This is a genomic window from Streptomyces sennicomposti (genome assembly GCF_019890635.1).
GTDB lineage: Bacteria > Actinomycetota > Actinomycetes > Streptomycetales > Streptomycetaceae > Streptomyces > Streptomyces sennicomposti.
The window spans coordinates 33,954-52,443 of sequence record NZ_JAIOAB010000051.1; the positions used below are offsets into that span (position 1 = coordinate 33,954).

10 protein-coding genes and 1 pseudogene are annotated in these 18,490 nt (G+C 69.0%); 7 read left to right on the forward strand and 4 right to left on the reverse strand.

Annotation, left to right across the window (positions count from 1 at the left end; all coding sequences use genetic code 11):
* Positions 1-200: 200 nt before the first annotated feature.
* Positions 201-575, reverse strand: coding sequence for a hypothetical protein (locus K7787_RS24110; RefSeq protein ID WP_019984895.1), 375 nt, complete (start codon positions 573-575; stop codon positions 201-203).
* A 450-nt stretch (positions 576-1,025) separates the two neighbouring features.
* Here K7787_RS24110 and K7787_RS24115 point away from each other — a divergent pair, with 450 nt between their 5' ends.
* From K7787_RS24115 to K7787_RS24135, 5 genes are all read left to right on the forward strand, one after another.
* Positions 1,026-1,856: a glycoside hydrolase domain-containing protein gene (locus K7787_RS24115; RefSeq protein ID WP_223002916.1), complete on the forward strand. Its 831-nt coding sequence runs from the start codon at positions 1,026-1,028 to the stop codon at positions 1,854-1,856.
* 101 nt (positions 1,857-1,957) lie between these two features.
* Positions 1,958-2,302, forward strand: coding sequence for a hypothetical protein (locus tag K7787_RS24120; protein WP_223002917.1), 345 nt, complete (start codon positions 1,958-1,960; stop codon positions 2,300-2,302).
* A gap of 236 nt (positions 2,303-2,538) precedes the next feature.
* Positions 2,539-3,159, forward strand: a complete 621-nt coding sequence (locus K7787_RS24125; protein ID WP_223002918.1) for a type 1 periplasmic-binding domain-containing protein — start codon at positions 2,539-2,541, stop codon at positions 3,157-3,159.
* A gap of 297 nt (positions 3,160-3,456) precedes the next feature.
* Positions 3,457-14,034: a LamG-like jellyroll fold domain-containing protein gene (locus K7787_RS24130; protein ID WP_247721239.1), complete on the forward strand. Its 10,578-nt coding sequence runs from the start codon at positions 3,457-3,459 to the stop codon at positions 14,032-14,034.
* Positions 14,028-14,594 carry a hypothetical protein gene (locus tag K7787_RS24135; protein ID WP_223002919.1) on the forward strand — a complete coding sequence of 189 codons (567 nt, stop codon included), beginning with the start codon at positions 14,028-14,030 and terminating at the stop codon, positions 14,592-14,594. Before K7787_RS24130 ends, K7787_RS24135 begins: the two co-directional genes overlap by 7 nt.
* Positions 14,595-14,727: 133 nt before the next feature.
* Here the strand turns inward: K7787_RS24135 and K7787_RS24140 are convergent.
* Positions 14,728-15,255, reverse strand: a pseudogene (locus K7787_RS24140) (site-specific integrase); the annotation flags it as partial.
* A 247-nt stretch (positions 15,256-15,502) separates the two neighbouring features.
* Entirely contained in the window at positions 15,503-15,985 is a 483-nt protein-coding gene (locus K7787_RS24145; protein ID WP_308036458.1) for a hypothetical protein, read from the reverse strand.
* A gap of 201 nt (positions 15,986-16,186) precedes the next feature.
* Here K7787_RS24145 and K7787_RS24150 point away from each other — a divergent pair, with 201 nt between their 5' ends.
* Positions 16,187-16,606: an Imm21 family immunity protein gene (locus K7787_RS24150; RefSeq protein ID WP_223002920.1), complete on the forward strand. Its 420-nt coding sequence runs from the start codon at positions 16,187-16,189 to the stop codon at positions 16,604-16,606.
* Between the two features lie 170 nt (positions 16,607-16,776).
* Entirely contained in the window at positions 16,777-17,895 is a 1,119-nt protein-coding gene (locus K7787_RS24155) for a hypothetical protein (RefSeq protein WP_223002921.1), read from the forward strand.
* A gap of 153 nt (positions 17,896-18,048) precedes the next feature.
* Here K7787_RS24155 and K7787_RS31935 read toward each other — a convergent pair whose 3' ends face one another.
* Positions 18,049-18,273 carry a hypothetical protein gene (locus K7787_RS31935; RefSeq protein ID WP_247721240.1) on the reverse strand — a complete coding sequence of 75 codons (225 nt, stop codon included), beginning with the start codon at positions 18,271-18,273 and terminating at the stop codon, positions 18,049-18,051.
* Positions 18,274-18,490 lie beyond the last annotated feature (217 nt).

The window sequence follows — 18,490 nt, forward strand, 5'->3', positions numbered from 1 at the left end:
CTTTCAGGAAGCAAGGATCTCGGAGTTCCTCGGCGGTTGATCAGGGGGGCTCGTCTATTCGGCGAGCGACCGGCTGGGGCTGCCCGCACCACGGGCCGCCCTTGCCGGTTCTCTTACGAGGCCGCCGTCCGGGCCGCTGCTGCGGACCGAGCCCGGTCGATCGGTCACCCTGTACGGCCGGCCGGTGCTGCCCTTCGCTTCTACCGTCCGTACGGAGATCCGTACGGAGACCCGTACGGCGGGCCGGGTGCGGGCTGCGGGGTGCCGTATGCCAGGGATGCCGGACGGTGTGGGTCGAAGAGCGCGAAGAGCAGCAGACCCGTCGCCGTCAGCAGGCACAGCACCGCCACGGCGCCCAGGATGGGGTCGCCCGGGCCGCTGGAGGTGATGATCGCCCACGGCAGGGTCACGATTTCGTACAGCGCGAAAGCCGCGAACGCGCCCCAGTCGGAGACCCGTCCCCGGCGGAACGCCACGTACAGGAACGGCACCCAGATCAGCAGGCCCAGCGACCCACACGCCAGGACCGACCAGGCGACCCGCTGGAACCAGCCGGCCTCCAGCCGCTTTTCCATCTCTACCCCCCAAGGCAGTGCAGGGGGCAAGGTTAAGGCACAGGGCGACGCACGTGGGCGGCTCGGCGAAGAGACGTCAGGAAGCCGCATCCGCATCGGACTTCGACGCCCGCGACGACTCCGACGCCCCCGACTCCTTCAGGGAGAGACGTCCGTCGCGTCGTCGCCGGAGGCGCGGCCCCGTCCGTCACCCCCGACACCGTTGTTTTTGCCGTTGCTTGGGGGAATCATGTGGCGAGGCAGGGGCTCCGTTTCCCATTCCCGGGATTCCGGTCGGTTACGGTGCGATCCGCCCCGCGTGCCCGGAGATCGTCGCAGACGGACCCGCACGCGGCAGCAGGGGGGGCCAGAACGTTTTCCAGCGGATGTACGCCGTCGGACCGTCGTACGCGTACGCCGCTCCGACACGCATGCATACGCGCGTGCGCGCCGACAACAGACAGGGTGGGGATGGCCGAGCACCGGCAGTCGAAGAAGCGCAGATACATCACATGGGGGGCGGCCGGGGCCGCAGTCCTCGCGGGCGCGGGGTTCGCGGCGCAGACCTCGATGGCCGCGACCACCTGGCCCGCCCAGAAGACGTACACGGGCCGCGCCTTCGACACCTGCACCGCGCCCTCGCTCAATGCCATGAAGGCCTGGCGCGCCGACAAGTACTACGGAGCGGCGGCCGTCTACGTCGGCGGCAAGAACCGCGGCTGCAACCAGCCCAACCTCACCGCCTCCTGGGTGAAGTCGGTCAGCGCGCAGGGCTGGAAGCTCATCCCGATCTACGTCGGCGCCCAGCCGCCGTGCCAGACCGGCTCCAACCCGGAGAAGCTCACCGCCGCCACCGCCGTCTCCCTCGGCACCGCCGACGCCAAGGACGCCGTGGCCAAGGCCGCCGCGCTCGGCATGAAGACCGGCAGCGCGCTCTACCTCGACATGGAGCCGTACGACACGGCGAACAAGGCGTGCAACGACGCCGTGCTGGCCTACGTCCGCTCCTTCGACAAGGAGCTGCGCGCCAAGACCTACCGCGCCGGCTACTACGGCTTCACCAGCTCCAGCGCCAAGGCCGTCGCCACCGCGAGCAACAAGACCGACCTGCCGGGCAACCTCTGGTACGCCCTGTGGGACGGCAAGGAGACCGTCACCTCCGACTGGCCCTGGGGCGCCACCCAGTTCACGAACCACAGCCGCGCCCACCAGTACAAGGTGAACAGCAAGGAGACCCGCGGCGGCTACACCCTCACCGTCGACCGCGACTGGTGGGACGCCCCCGTCGCCATCACCGGCTGACCGGCGGACACCCGCGCGAGTACGCACAGCGAGCACGCACCACCACGCACAAGCACAGGGCAAGGACAGGGAAAGGGCAAGGGAATGGGAGGGCGGAACGGATGAGACTCGCCTCGATCGGCAGGACCGTCGTGCTGCGGCCGTACGGGAAGCTGCGCCCGTACACCGTGCGGGCCGGGCTCGCCGCGCTGCCTCTTCTGAGCCTCGGTCTGCTGTGCCCCGTGCCGTCCCTGGTGATGGCGCTGCGGGGGCGCGGCGGAGCCGGCTGGTGGCCCTTCGCGGTGTTCAGCGGGGTACTGGCGGCTTGGGTGGCCGAGGTGGCCCTGACCCCTGAGGACACCCACGGGGCGCTGTTCGCGGTGGACCTGCTGTTGATCTCGCTGTCGACGGCCGGTGCCTCGGCGCACGCGTGGATGGCGTGGCCGCGGCGCACCGACCGCCCCTGAGACGGGGAGACGGCGGGAGGCGGAGCCCCGGCGCCGGCCACGGCGGGAACCGCCGTCGCGGCGCCCCCACCCGCCACTGCCGCCCACGCGACGGGTACCCTACGGCCTCGCTTCCGTATTCGCGCATGCGTACGCACATCCCGAGAGCAGAGGTACATCGCCGTGAAGCCTGACGTGGGCGCCGTGAGCGCCGTGGGCGTGGCCGGTTCGCGCATCCGCATCGTGCGGGCGTCGCGATGAAGGTCCGGCGTACGTGGCGCCGGAGCGGGCGCGACGGCAAGAACGACAAGGGCGTCCGCCGGCGGCGGGCGTACGCCGTCGCGACGGCCGCCGTGGCCGCCTCGCTGCGCGGCCCCCGGGGCTGGGCGGCGGCCGGCCTGGTGGCGGTCGTCGCCCTCGCCCTGGTCGGCGTACGGCTCTTCGGCGGCGAGGAGAGTTCCCCGCCCGACCCCCGGGCCCGGCAGTACACCGAGACCGACGCCTGTCTGCTGACCGGCGAGAAGGGCGTCCTGGCGGGCACGACCGCCGCGACCGTGTGGCAGGGCATGCAGCAGGCGTCTCTGGACACCCGGGCCCGGGTCACCTACCTCCCCGTCATGGGTCCGCAGACGGCGGACAACGCCCGCCCGTTCCTCAACAGCCTGGTGCAGCGTCAGTGCGAGATCGTGCTGGCCGTCGGCGCCCCCCAGGTCGAGGTGGCGCGAGCCGATGCCGCACGGCACCCGAAGGTGCGGTTCGTCGTGGTGGACGGCGAGGCGCAGGCCACCGGCAACATCGCGGTGGCGAAGCCGGATGTGAAGCTGAAGGACACGGTCGCGGATGCCGTCCGGCAGGCCGTGCGCCAGGTCAAGACGTGACAAAACCGCAGATGAGGCACCGTCTTTGGTAAAGATCAACTAACAAATTCGATCTTATGTGGAACTTATGTGAGCACTGAGGCAGGCTTCCGAAGCTTCTTTTGACGCTTCTCAAGTAAAGGCTTGCCCGTGCGTGTTCGCTGGGTGCGCGGCCCTCGCTTGTTCCCTCCGGGTGGTTCCGGACGGCGCAGGGCGAGGGCTACCGCACTTACTGTTCTCGTGTCCCTGTCGTTGATGCTCACCACGGAGACGGCGGAGGCCACCGGTGCCACCCTTTCGGCACCAAGAATGCCCGAGATGTCCCTTTCGGGTCTGTGGAAGTGGGTGAGTGAACCCGACGAACCGGATACCCCGGACCAGGAGGGAGGCACCGCCCGCGGCAAGAGCCACCACGCCTCCGCCGACGCCACCGACGCCGACCGCGGCGTCGGCCGCGCACCCGGCAAGGGCAAGGGTGAACTCGACGCCTACCAGAGGCCCGTGGAGGCCCCCGAGCAGGCCACGACCGGCCCGGCCCGGGGCACCGGCAAGAGCTTCGACCCGGCCACCAGCGAGCGTGACGCGAAGAAGTCGACGGCCACCTCGGACTACTACGTCAACGAGGACGGCTCCACGACGATCCGTCACTACACCGGTCGCACCAACTTCAAGGCGGACGACGGCACCTGGCAGCCGATCGACACCACCCTCGTCAAGGACGAGGAAGGCCGCTTCGAGCAGAAGGCCAACTCCCTCGACGTCGACTTCGCCCCGAACGGCGCCGACGAAGAGCTGGCCTCCGTCGGCCTCGGCTCCGGCCGGGCTCTCGCCTACGAGCTGAGCGGCGCGGCCGAGGTGGCCGCGACCAAGGGCGCCGACGGCACGGTCGTCTACCCGGGCGTGCTACCCGACACGGACGTGCAGCTCGTGCCGATCGCCGACGGGTTCAAGGAGAACATCGTCCTGCGCTCGCCCGACGCGGCGGACTCCTGGGTCTTCAAACTGAACACCCAGGGCCTGACCCCACGTCTGGCCGAGGACGGCGACGTGGAGTTCGTGGGCGCCGACGGCAAGGTCGCCGCCACCGTCCCGCACGCCTACATGGAGGACGCCCGCACAGACCGGCGCTCCGGTGAGGGGGCGCGCTCCGCGAAGGTCTCCTACGAGCTGACCACCGTGGACGGCGAGCCGGCGCTGCGGATGACCGCCGACAGGGCCTGGCTGGACGACCCCGAGCGGGTCTACCCGGTCACGGTCGACCCCACGACGGTGCTCGCGAGCGAGGCGACCTACGTCCAGACCGACTACGCCGCCAACCGCTCCGCCGAGACGCAGATCAAGGTCGGTTCCTACGACAGCGGCACCACCAAGGCCAACTCGTTCCTGCAGTTCTCCAACCTGGGGACGACGCTCGCCGGCCAGAGGGTGTCCGCCGCCACCCTGAACGTCTGGGCGCTGTGGTCATCGACCTGCACGCCGGAGGCGTTCTCGGTCTACCCGGTGACCAAGTCGTGGTCGCCGACGACGACCACCACCTACCCCGGCCCGTCCTACGGCGCCGCCATCGGCACCACCACGCCGAACCCCGGCGCCTCCTGCACCAACGACACCGGCAGCGCCGGTGTCGGCGTCAAGATGCCGGTGACGCTGTCGACCTCGTGGTTCACCCAGGTCGCCACCGGCGGCGCCAACTACGGCCTGGCCATGGCCGCGCCGACCGGCGACGCCCTGCACTGGAAGAAGTTCCACTCCGACGACTCGGCCACCGCCGCCTGGCGCCCCTCGCTGGACCTGACCTACGCGCCGAACACCGCGCCGCAGGTCAACGCCCAGTACCCGCCGGAGAACTTCCAGTCCAACACCCTCCAGCCGGAGCTGCTGGTCTACGCGAGCGACGCGGACAAGTGGCCGAACGCGAGCCTGACGTACACCTTCGAGGTGTACGACGCCGACTCCACCAGCACCACGCCGGTGGCCACCTCGGGCGCGATCGCCAAGAGCAGCTGGAAGATCCCCGCGGGCAAGCTGACCTGGTCCAAGAACTACGCCTGGTACGTGGGGGTCAGCGACGGGTACGCGGAGACGACCTACTCCAGCCGCTTCACCACCGCGGTGCCGCAGCCGCCGGTGACCTCGGGCCTGGCCCAGAACACCGACGGCCACGAGTTCGACCCGTCCGAGGCGAACTACACCACCGAGGACAGCGACGCGGACGTCGAGGTCGTCGGCCCCTCGCTGGAGATCGAGCGCGCGTACAACAGCATCGACCCGCGCATCGACAACGCCTTCGGCGCCGGCTGGTCGACGGTCGCCGACATGAAGGCCGCCGAGGTCAAGAACCCCTCCGGGACGGTCACCAGCGTCATCGTCACCTACCCGGGCGGCGAGCAGGTCGCGTTCGGCCGCAACAGCGACGGAACGTTCCAGCCCCCGCTGGGCCGTTACGCGCGTCTGCAGTCGGTGACCGGCGGCTACACGCTGACGGACAAGGACTTCACCGAGTACGCCTTCAAACAGGCGACCGCGAAGGCGGGCGTCTACGCGATCTCCGGCATCAAGGACTACGCGGGCCGCACCGAGACGTTCGCGTACAACACGTCCAAGCAGCTCACGAAGATCACCAACGAGACGTCGAAGCGCTCGCTGACGCTGGCGTGGCAGACCCCGGCCGGAGCCGCCACCGCGCACGTCGCCACCGTGGCCACCGACCCGTCCACCGCGGGCGACTCCGGCACCGCGCAGACCTGGCAGTACAGCTACAGCGGCGACCAGCTGACCAAGGTCTGCCCACCCGCCGACTGGACGCACTGCACGTCGTACTCGTACGTCACCGGCAACCACTACCGCACCACGGTGCTGGACGCCGACCCGTACGCGTACTGGCGCCTCGGCGAGGCGGCGGGTGCGACCGTCGCCAAGGACACGGTCGCCCTCAACCAGGGCCGCTACAACGGTCTCTACCACAATGTGACCCTGGGCGGCTCGACGGTCCTCGCGGGCTCGACGCAGACCACGGCCACGTTCAACGGCACCAGCTCCTATGTGGAGATGCCCTCCGCGCCGGGCGCGACGCCGTCGTACACGTCGGTCTCGCTGTGGTTCAGGACGACCACGGCCGGCGGCGTGCTCTTCTACTACGGCGACAAGCCGCTCAGCGACGCCGACCCGGTGAACAACACGACGAAGAACACCCCCGCGGTGTACGTCGGCACCGACGGCAAGCTGCGCGGCTGCCTGGCCATGTCCCCGGGCTGCAGCCCGAACATCGCCTCCACCGCGACCGTCACCGACGGCCAGTGGCACAACGCGGTCCTCACCGGCCAGGCCACCAGCCAGACGCTCTACCTGGACGGCGTCGCGCAGGGCTCCCTGTCGGGCACGATCAACGACTGGAACCAGCCGTACATATCGCTCGGCGCGGGGGTGAACACACAGGGCTGGCCGGCGATGAACCCCAACGACAAACTGGGGCACTACACCGGCCAGATGGCCGAGGTCGCCATCTACTCCGAACCGCTCGACCCGTCCGTGATCAGCGCGCAGTACCAGGCCGCGAAGCGGTCCGCCGGTCTGCTCAGCAAGATCACCACGCCGGGCGGCAAGACGCAGGCGGCGGTCGTCTACGGCCCCACCGACGACCTGGTCACCCAGGCCACGGACGGCGACGGCGGCACCTGGAAGCTCAACCCGCCGACCGTCACCGGCTCCTCGCAGGTGTACCGCTCCGCCGTGATGGGTTCCGCCCCGACCGGCTACTGGCGGCTGGCCGACACGAACGGCGCCGCGCAGGCGGCCAACGAGATCCACACCGGTTTCGGCACCTACAACACCGTCACGCAGGGTGTGGCGGGTCCGTTCGGCACGGGTGACGTGACGGCGGCGTCCTTCGACGGCACGTCGTCGTACGCCGAGATCCCGTACACGCCGTGGCACTCCTCCGCCGACCGCGCGGTGGAGCTATGGTTCAAGACGGCGAAGCCGGGCGTGATCCTGTCCGACCAGTCGACGGCTCCGACCGGCACCACCGCGTCCGGCAGCTACAGCCCGGTCCTCTACGTGGGCGCCGACGGCAAGCTCCACGGTCACTGGTGGTCCGCCACGGGCTCGGGGAACACCGCCTTCGGCACCACCGGCACCGTCACCGACAACCAGTGGCACCACGCGGTCCTGTCCGCCTCGGGCACGACCCAGACCCTGTACCTCGACGGCGTCAAGGCGGCCGACTACACCGGCCAGGCCGCCGACCAGTCGGACACCCGCACCTTCGTCGGTGCGGGCTACGCCAAGGGCTGGTACCAGACGCCGGGCGAGGTCAGCCACTTCACCGGGTCCGTCGCCGAGGTCGCGGCCTATGGCCACGCCCTGGACGAGGACGAGGTAGAGCGGCACTGGTCGGCGTACAAGGCGTCCTCCGGCGTCGCGCCGGTCAAGACGGTCACGCTGACCGATCCGACGGACAAGACGCTGACGTACGTGTACGACGCGGAGATGGGCGACCGGCTGCTCGCCGCGATCGACACCGAGGGCAAGCGGACGACGTACGGCTACGACACGGGCGGCTTCCTGCACACCGTGACCGACGCCAACGGCAACCGCAGCATCACCGGTCACGACGTGCGCGGCAACACGGTCTCGCAGACCGACTGCCAGGACACGGCGGCGAACAAGTGCGCGTCGGAGTACTACACGTACTACCCCGACGCCACGACCGCGTTCCCGCCGATGGACCCGCGCAACGACCTGCTCCTCACCGAGCGGGACGCGCGTTCGGCGTCCGCGACGGACAACACGTACCTGACCAGCTACACCTATGACACCGGCGGCAACCTGCTGTCGGTGACCACCCCCCCGGTACCCGGCCACCCCAACGGCCGCACCGCCACCACCACGTACACCACGTCCACGACCCCAGCGGCCGAGGGCGCAACGGCGGTGGCCCCCGCGGGCCTGGTCGACACGGTCACCACGCCGGGCGGCAAGAAGACGAAGAACGTCTACTACGCCAACGGCGACCTGGCCTCGGTCACGGACGCCAACGGCGCGGTGGTGACGTACACGTACGACAACCTGGGCCGGAAGATCTCCCAGAAGGAGGTGTCCGACTCCCAGCCGAACGGCCTGACCACCACCTGGACGTACGACAAGGACGACCAGGTCACCACGGAGACCACCCCGGCGGTCACCAACCGCGTCACCGGCGCGGTGCACCAGGCGAAGACGACCACCGGCTACGACTACGACGGCAACGTCACCTCGCAGACCGTCGCCGACCTCACCGGCGGCGACGCCTCGCGGACGACGTCGATGACGTACGACGCCTACAACCGTCTCGCCGCGCGCACGGACCCGGGCGGCGACACGACGTCGTTCGAGTACGACGTCTACGGCAACAAGGTGAAGGAGACCGACCCCGCGGGGAACGTCAACACCTACACCTTCGACGGCGAGGGCCGCCCGCTCACGACGAACCTGCTCGACTACACCGGCGACCCGAACAACCCGTCGGCGCCGACCACGCTGGTGCAGGAGTCCCGGGCCTACGACCCGGCCGGCCGCCTCGCGTCCGTCACGGACGCCATGGGCTGGGTGACGGCGTACACCTACACCGACGACGGCCTGACGGCCACGGTCACCCGCAAGGACCCGGCGAACGGCAAGCAGTTCGTCGAGGAGTCCAACACCTACGACATGGCCGGGAACCTGATCAAGCAGGTGACCAACGACGGCCGCACCACGACCACGTTCACCGTGGACGCGGACGACCGGGTCATGTCGTCGGCCCTGGACCCGACGGGGGTCAACCGCACCACCAAGGTGTCGTACGACCCGGACGACAATGTGGTCAGCGAGACGGAGACGGACCCGGCCACGGGTGACGTCGACACCACCGACACGCTGTACGACAACCTCGGCAACGTCACGGGGACCATCGAGCACGACGGGACCACCGCTCCGGTGGCCCGCTGGAAGCTGTCGGAGACCAGTGGCTCCAGGGCCGGCGACTCCTCCGGCGGCAACCGCGAGGTGACCCTCGGCAGCGGCGTGACCCGCTCGACGGACAAGGGCGGCTCGGCTGTCTTCAACGGCACCACCAGCGCCTACGGGCAGGCCGCCGGCCCGGCGGTCAACACCGGCGGCAGCTTCACCGTCTCGGCGTGGGTCAAGCTCGCCTCCACGAGCGCCAACAGCACCTTCCTCGGGCAGGACGGCCAGGCGGCCAGCGGCTTCCAGCTGTACTACTCGACGGCGTACGGCTGGGCGTTCAACCGGCACGGCTCGGACACCACGGGCGCCGCCATCGTCCGGACCTACTCCGGCACGTCGGCGGTGACCACCGGCACCTGGACGCTGCTGACGGGCGTCTACGACCAGGCCACCGCGTCTCTGAAGCTGTACGTCAACGGCAGCCAGTCGGGGACGACGGCCGCGTTCACCTCGCCCTGGTCGGCGAACGGCCCGCTGCAGATCGGACGGCGTCTCTACAACGGGACGTACGCCGAGAACGCCAACGGCTCGATCGCGGACGTCCAGGTCTACGGTGAGGCGCTGACCCCCGCTCAGGTGTCGTCGCTGTACAACGGCACACTGCCGGCGAGCGACAGCTCGGTCCGGTCCACCACGTACAAGCTGGACCAGCGGGGCCTGCCGCTGTCGATGACCGACGCGAACGGCAACACCACCGACTACGGTTATGACGAGGCCGCCCAGCAGACCACCGTCACCGAGCCTGTCGTGAACGCCGAGACGAACGGCGGCACGGCCACGTCCGTCCGGCCGGTCACGATGACCGGGTACAACACGTTCGGCGAGCCGACCGAGGTGTCCGACCCGAACGGCAACGTCACGGTCACCGCCTACGACGCCGAGGGCCAGGAGACCTCGACGAAGCTGCCGGACTACACCCCGCCGGGATCCTCGACGCCGATCACGGCCATGTCCTGGAACGAGTACAACGACCTGGGGCAGGTCACAGCCGAGGTCGACCCGCTGGGCAACCGCACGGCGTACACGTACACGCAGCTCGGCGACGTGGCCTCGGTCACGGAACCCGGCGGCGACAGGTCGACGTACGTCTACGACACCAACGGCGACCTGCTGTCGACGACCCGCCCGAACGGCGCCCGTGAGGAGTCCACCTGGGACTACCTCGGCAACGAGCTGACCAGCACGGAGATCGTGCGCCAGCCGACGGAGCGGGCCTACACGGCGATCAACGAGTACAACGCGCCCGGCGGCGATCTCTCCCGGGAGATCAGCCCGACGGGTGTGAGCCAGTCGTACAAGTACAACGCGCTCGGCGAGGTCACCGAGGTGACTGACCCCGCGGGCAACGTGTCGACGTACACGTACACCATGGACGGCGGCGTCCTGGTCTCCAAGGACCCGGACGGCACCAGCACGAAGAACACCTACGACGGGTTCGGCAACCTGGTCGCCACCCAGGACCTGGACGCGCTGGGCAACGTGCTGCGCACCGCCCGCTCCACGTACGACCGGGCGGGCAACCCGCTGTCGGTGACCGACTACCGCGGCCACACGACCACGTTCACCGTGGACCCGACGGGCCTGGTCACCAAGGCGGTCGAGCCGGTCTCGGCGACCGAGTCGATCACCACGACCTACGGCTACGACGCGGCGGGCAACCGCACCCGCTTCACCGACGGCCGTGGCAACCCGTTCCTGACCACCTACAACACCTGGGGGCTTCCCGAGTCCCAGATCGAGCCGTCCACCCCGGCCCAGCCCGACCTGGCCGACCGCACCTTCACCACGGTGTACGACGCCAACGGCCGGGTGAAGGAGCAGCGTTCTCCGGGCGGTGTGGTCGTCACGAACGAGTACGACGCCAAGAGCCGGCTGACGAGGACGTCCGGCACGGGCGCGGAGGCCGCCACGGTCGACCACACCTACGCCTACGACTCCGACGACCGTGTCACGGCCGTCGCCGGAGCGGACGCCGACCGGGACACCTTCAGCTACGACGACCGCGGTCTGCTGCTGTCCACGTCCGGCCCGTCGGGTTCCTCCTCCTTCGCCTACAACGGCGACGGGGCGATGACGTCCCGCACGGACGCCTCCGGCACGACGACCTTCGGGTACGACACGGCCGGCCGGCTCAAGACGGTCGACGACGGCGCCACCGGCTCGACGCTGACCTACGCCTACGACGTCAACAGCAACGTCAAGCAGATCGACTACGGCGCCGGCAAGTCCAAGCGCGAGTTCTCCTACGACTCCCTGGAGCGCATCACCGACGACAGACTGACCTCGCCCACAGGCAAGGTCCTCGCCTCCGTCGCCTATGGCTGGGACGAGAACGACAACCTGACGTCGAAGACGACGGCAGGGGTCAGCGGCGCCTCGTCGAACACGTACGCCTACGACTGGGCCAACCGCCTCACGTCGTGGAACAACGGCACGACGACGGAGGTCTACGGCTACGACGCCTCGGGCAACCGCACCCGCGTCGGCGGCGACACGTACACGTACGACGCCCGCAACCGGCTCACGTCGGACGGGCACAACTCGTACACGTACACTCCGCGCGGCACGCTGAAGACGATCACGGACGAGAGCGGGACGCAGACCCTGCTCAGGGCCGACGCCTTCAACCGGGTGATCAACGAGGGCGACCGGACGTACACCTACGACGGTCTGGACCGCGTCCTGTCCGCCAGGGACGGTACGGGCGCCGAGGACTTCTCCTTCAAGTACAGCGGCGTCGGCAACGACGTGGCGTCGGACGGTTACGCGTCCTACAGCCGCGACGCGAACGGCGCCCTGCTCGGCGTGAAGACGGCTCTCGCCTCGCGTCTGGTGATGACGGACATCCACGACGACGTGGTGGCCCAGTTCACCGACGCGGCCGAGGCGCTGACCGGTTCGACGACGTACACGCCGTTCGGCAAGACGTCCTCGACCACCGGCATGCTGGGCAACCTGGGCTACCAGTCCGGGTGGACCGACCCGCAGACGGCCAAGGTCAACATGGCCGCACGCTGGTACTCGCCGCAGACCGGCCAGTTCAACAGCCGTGACACGGTGAGCAACGAGCCGCTGCCCTCGTCGGCGAACGCCAATCAGTACGCGTACGCCAACGACAACCCGATGACGGCCACCGACCCGACGGGCCACTGGCCGAGCTTCATCGACAAGGCCGTCAAGAAGGTCACGAAGAAGGTCAAGAAGGTCGCCAAGTCGGCCTGGAAGAAGACCAAGAGCACCGTCAAGAAGGCCGCGAAGACGGTCCGCAAGGCCGCCAAGAAGATCAAGAAGGCGGCCAAGAAGGTGGTCCGCAAGGCCCGCCGGGCGGTCCGGAAGGTCGTGCACTATGTGCACGACAGCGTCAAAAAGGTCAAGAGATACGTCAAACGAACATACAAACGCGTCAAGAGATACGCCCATAAGGTCGTCCAGCACGTCAAGAAGACCGTCCACAAGGTCGCCAAGGCGGTCAAACACGGTGTCGCGAAGGCGGTCAAGGCGGCGAAGAAGGCCGTCAAGAAGATCGGCAGAGGCGTCAAGAAGGCGGCCAAGGCCACAGCTCACTATGTGAAGGAGCACGCCGCGACCATCGCCTCCGTGGCGACGGGCATCGCCGTCTTCACGGGCTGCACGGCGGCGAGCTGGGGCGTCGGCGCGGTGGGGTGCGCCGCCCTCGCGGGTGCCGCGGCCAACGCCGTCGGCTACATGATGAGCGACGGCCCCAAGTCCGTCGGCGGCTTCGTCGGCGCGGTCGCCATCGGCGGTGCCGTCGGCGCCCTCGGTGGCGCGGCCGGTGGAGCGGTGGGTGGCGCGGTCGGCCGCCTGCTCGCCGGCGCCGGCGGCAGGCTGGCGCAGGGCGCCGCCGTGGGCGCCGCGGGCGGAGCCGCGGAAGGCGCGGTCGGCTACGGCGTCACCTGCGGGATGAGCGAGGAAGGCTGCAGCGCCAGCGGCGCGGCGAAGGCGACGGCCATCGGCGCCGCCACGGGCGGCGTCTTCGGCGCGGCGGCCAGCAAGTACGGCCCGAAGGGCAGGTCGCGTCCGGAGGCGGACGGAGAGACCTCCGGGCCCAGCTGCCGGGTGCCGCACAGCTTCACCGGCCTGACCGGTGTGCTGATGGCCAACGGCACGGTCAAGCCGATCTCCGAGGTCAAGGCCGGGGACTGGGTCCTGACGGCCGAGCCCGGCAAGAAGAAGAAGGAGAAGCACAAGGTCAAGGAAGCGATCGTCACCAAGACCGACCGTGACTACGTCGATGTCGTCGTGGCCACGAAGTCGGGTCCGAAGACGATCCAGACCACCAAGCACCACCAGTTCTACGAGGTCAGCCACAACACCTGGACCCAGGCGGGCGACCTCAAGGCGGGCCAGAAGCTCCAGAACGGAGACGGTGCGGCGAGCACGATCGTCAACGTCAGGTCGTACACGGCGCAGCATGTGACCTACGACCTGAGCATTGACGGCCTGCACACGTACTATGTGGTGGCGGGCGCCACGCCGGTCCTTGTTCATAACTGCGGTGACGCTCAAGCCTTGGCCGACCGTGCATCCGCGATTCACGGTCAAGCGGGCAGCGAAATAGCTATGAGCAAGTCAACTGTTGCCGTAGTCAGTGCGCAAACCCCGAAGGGTGTCGTTCACGTGGTTGCTGGCAGTGGCCGTGGCTTGAACAGGGCACAGAAAGGCATGCTTAGCGGAGTAGAGGTTCCGGCTCGAAACATCCCGGGAACTCACGCGGAGCAGAATGCGCTCCTATTCATCAACGAAATGGGGTGGTCCCCGATCGCTGGAGGCGCCTCAAGGAGTGTGTGCAGTGAAGTCTGCGCGCCGCTTATTCGGGCGGGCGGTGGTCGCATAACTGGCCGCGTCTACCAGAACGAATCAGGTACAAAGATTAGGACTTTCGAGTGGTAAGCATCGAGTCGACGATCCGTGAGTTCTCGGAGAGTGCGAGTCCAGGCCAGATGGGGATCTTTGTCGCCTCGTGCGCAGAGCGAATGGCCCAACTCTTCACTGGCCTGGTAGGCGCCAACGCTGAGCGATCTCAGGATGTCGAGTTGGCGATCCGCTGCATGGATCTGCTTTGGCAATCCCAGCCCCAGATCTCTTGGGATGAGATCGTCGAGAGTTTCAGCTCGCTGCCAGAGCTGGCGGGTGACGAGGAGCCGCCTGGCTTGCTTGCGTACGCCTACGACGCAGCCGCCACGTTGTATTACGCGGCAAGGTATAGAGCGACTGGGAATCTGGTGGATGTGACCAGCTGCTCAAACCATGCACTCAACTCGGCTGAATACATCTCGGAAGAGCTGGATGACGGGGTGGATAGGTACGAAATCGAGCTTCAAAATCAAGTGGCTGACATCGCTTCGCTGTCCCAGATCGGCAACCCTGATGACCACGATTTCATTCAGCTGATGAGAGGTCGTGCGCGAGAATTTGCACGCGCAAGACTGACTGAACTGACTTCAGTGTAATTGGGTGTTGTTTTCACCCCTGCCCTTCCTCGCGGGAGGGTTCCTGACTCGAAAATGATAGAAACTACGGATGCCCCACCGATGAAATCGGTGGGGCATCCGTAGCGTTTGACGGCAGTAGTTGACGGCAACGTCAGCGGACAAGGACGGCGCAGGGTGGCGATTCGTCGCCGTCGGAGCGTGCTGCCCTGGTGTTCTCCGGGCTGCCGAGTTCGGTGCTGAGAGCGTCGATGGCGTCGCGCTGGAGGCGGAGCCGGACGTGGGCGTAGACGGTGGCGCTGACGCCGATGTGGGCGTGGCCGAGGAGTTCCTTGATCACGACGAGGTCGATGCCCTGTTCCAGGAGCAGGGTGGCGGTCGAGTGCCGTAGGCCGTGAAACCGGATGCGGCGAAGTCCTGCGCGGTTGAGGAGTCGGCCGAAGCTGCGGGTGAGATGGGCGGGTTCGAGAGGGCTGCCGGTGCGGGTGCGCTGGAGGGAGCGGTGGATGCCGGCGATGCCGCTCTTGAGGTCGAGGTGTTCCCAGTGCAGGCCGAGGAGTTCGCCCTTGCGGAGGCCGGTACGAAGGGCAAGTTCGTACAGGGCGTGGAGCCGGTCGCTGCTGGCTGCGTGGAGGAACTGCCGGGCCTCGCTCGCGGTGAAGGGCTTGAAGCCGTTCGATCTGCTGCTGCGCACGGTCGAAGTCGGGCTGGTTGACCAGGTGGAGCAGGCCCCGCACGGCGGGGCTTGCCACGTGGCGCAGGTCCGGGGTGACCATTCGGGGCGTGTCCCTTCTGTTCGGGTGGGTGGCCACGAGCAGCAACCAGGCGGGCTGAGAGGCGTGTTGGTGCTGCTCGGGGCATGACGAACCAGGCCCATCGGGTGGGCGTGGGTCTCAGGGAGGGGTGATCCGGCTGGTTGCCGGGGTGGCTCAGATCTGAGCGAGTGCGGCGGTGGCAGGCGCCTTGGCGGCGGCCGGGGCGGGGGCGGAGTCGGGAACCTCGATCACGGGAGGCGCTTCGGCCGGAGGCGGCGCAGGTGTCGCGGCGGAGACCGGCTCAGGGGCCGGGGCTGCCGTTTCGGGAGCGGGCGCCGAAGTGGACAGCGGCTCAGCGATGGGCGCGGGGGCCGGGGTAGCTGCGGTGGCGTCCTCCTGGTGTGCGGTGGTGTGGAAGTGGGCGAGGAAGGCGGGGCCGACGTGGCCCCAGCCCAGGAGCAGGAGCGGGGCGATGGTGTTCAGGCAGGCCCGTCCGTAGCGTCCAGTCAGCAGGGGCTCGGCGGTGTTCAGGGCGAGGGTGAGCTGCCCGCACAGGTGCAGCAGCCGGGTGCCGGCCTTCAGGTCGTGCTCGGGGACGCCGCGCAGGGTCAGGTACCGGAGCGCGATCAGGAGCTCGACGACGGACAGGTCCACCATGGGGGCGATCAGCGGGGCGATGGGGCGGGGGCGCCGAGCCGCAGGGCGAGCGCCCAGACGTTGCCGAAGGCCGGCTGGGCAGGTCGGTCGAAGGGCGTGATGAGAGGGATCTATGACGCAGCAGCCAAGAATTGACGGGCGTAAGTGGATCGAGACGGAGGGCGGTCCGGTGCCTCTGAGCCCGGTATCGCGGATCACGTCTTGGACGGATACAACGGTGACTACGACCTCGTCATCGAAATGACGGATGCCGGTCACTCCGAGTGCTACGACCTGCCCGGCAAGGGCGTGGTCGTGCTCGGAGACGAGCCTTTGGCGACCACAGTCATCGAGTCCCGGTCGCTGGTGGTCCAGTGGATCCACGGTGACTCCGAGGAAGAAATGCGCAGGTATGCCTCGGAAGTCGATCCCGACACCGTCGCATGGCGTCAAGGTCCCGTTGTGAAGTCCGATGGGAACCTAGCGTTGATCGACTCGGCTACACCCGGTGACGAAGCGACCGAAGAGGACATGCTCGTGGTCTCGCTGGGGGCCGGCGCCTATCGCATCGACAGTGCGGAGGTGCCACTCGCTCCGCATCACGCAGCGAAACTGCACCACTTGGTTCCGCTGACGAGCTAGGCTGCCCCGGCCGGTACGCCCGATGGGCCCGCAGCTCAGGCTGCGGGCCCATCTGTTTTCCTGTTCTCGAGAGGCCCTGCCGGCGGGGAAAGGGTCTCAGTGCGTAACCGATCGGCCTGGATAATGAGGCGTTGTTCGTCCACCTGCCGATCTGAGAGCGCCGCACGGCCATGCCACCCCTCCTCCAGTACACCGCCATCGCCATAGGCCTCCCCGTCCTCGCCTGGGCCCTGTGGAGCAGCGTCCGTCTGGCCCGGGCCAACCGGAAGGGCACGGCGGGCATGGACGTCGCCGCGTACGGTCTGCTGCCGCGCGAGGAGCTGGACGCCACGCAGTACGGCCCGACCGTCCCCGAGGTCGCCGACGCCACTCTCGCCGTACGGCAGGGCGACTGGCGTCCGGGCGCGGCCCTGCTCGCCGCTGCGGGCCAGGACTGGGACCGGCGTTGGTACCGACTGACCACCCTCGCCCGGGTCGCCGCCGAGGAGGAGGCCTGGCTGCACGCATGGCGCACCGAGCGCCCTGACGACCCCGACGCGGCCGCCGTCCACGCCCAGACCTTGCTCTACCGCGCTTGGCACGCGCGCGGCGAGGGCTATGCCAAGGACACCTCCGCCGACCGGCTGGCCCGCTTCCGGCAACTGCTCCAGGCGGCCTTCGAGGCAGCCCGGACGGCCGCCTCTCTGGCCCCGCACGACCCGTCCCCCTGGGTCACCATGGTCACCGCGGCACGCGGCCTCGTCCTTCCCCACGAGGAGTTCCGCCGCATGTGGGGCGAGCTGACGGCCCGCGCCCCCCACCACTTCTACGGTCACCTCAACGCCCTTCAGTACTGGTGCGCCAAGTGGTGCGGCTCGGACCGCCTGGCGCACCGCTTCGCCCGGGAGGCCTCGGCCTCGGCCCCACCGCAGTCGCTCCTCGCCGTGCTTCCGCTGGAGGCCGCCTTCGAGCGTGCCCTTCAGGGCCCCGGCCCGGTCCCGCTCGCCGGTCGCCACACCAAGTCCGAACTGGACGCCGTCCGCGCCGCGCTGGCCGCCGTACCCGCCGACGACCCTCGCGTCCCGCTGGTCCGCCACCGCCTCGCCGCGGCCCTGACCCTGGCCGGGAAGGGTGCCGAGGCCCTGGAACACTTCCGTCTCCTGGAGCCGTGGGTGGGCGCCGAGCCCTGGACCTTCCACGGGAACCCGGTCGCCGCGTACGACCGAGCCCGCGCCCTGGCCATCGAGAAGGCGGGTCGCGGCGCCCGGCGGCAGGGCACCCCCGTGGGCGCCCTTGGAGGGCGAGGGTGAGGAAACTCTGGTCAGGCCCTGCGGAGTTCTCCCTCCGCACCTGGGACCAACCGAAGGAACGCCCACGCTTGGTTCGATCTCGCGCGGCTGTGCTGGGACAGGCGCGAACCCGGTGCCGTCGCCGGGCTCGCCGCCCCCCAGGGCGGTCGTGCTCTACCCGCAGTACGGGGAGCCGTACGGCGGGCAGGGCTGCGGGGCCGGGGCGGTGGCGTACGGCGGGCGCGGGGTCTTCCCGTCGAACTCGGCGAACAGCAGCAGGAGCGTCCCGGTGATCATCGCGACGAAGACGACCAGGCCCAGCAGGGTCCTGTCGCCCCCGCCGGGCAGGACCGACGACCAGATGAGGCACACCGCCTCGTAGAGGACGAAGGACGCCAACGCCCCCAGCCTGCAGCTCTGTTGCGGCGGATCGCGATGCAGAGGAACGGCACCCGCATCAGGAACCCCAGGGAGAGCCAGACCACGGCCACCCATGCGAGCCGCTGCCACCAGTCGGCCTCAAGACGCCTGCCCATGCCGTCGTCCCCCTCTCCCACGCTCCCCGCGCCGTCGCGGCTGACAAGTCGTGGCTGCCCACGGGGAGCGCGGAAGCAGC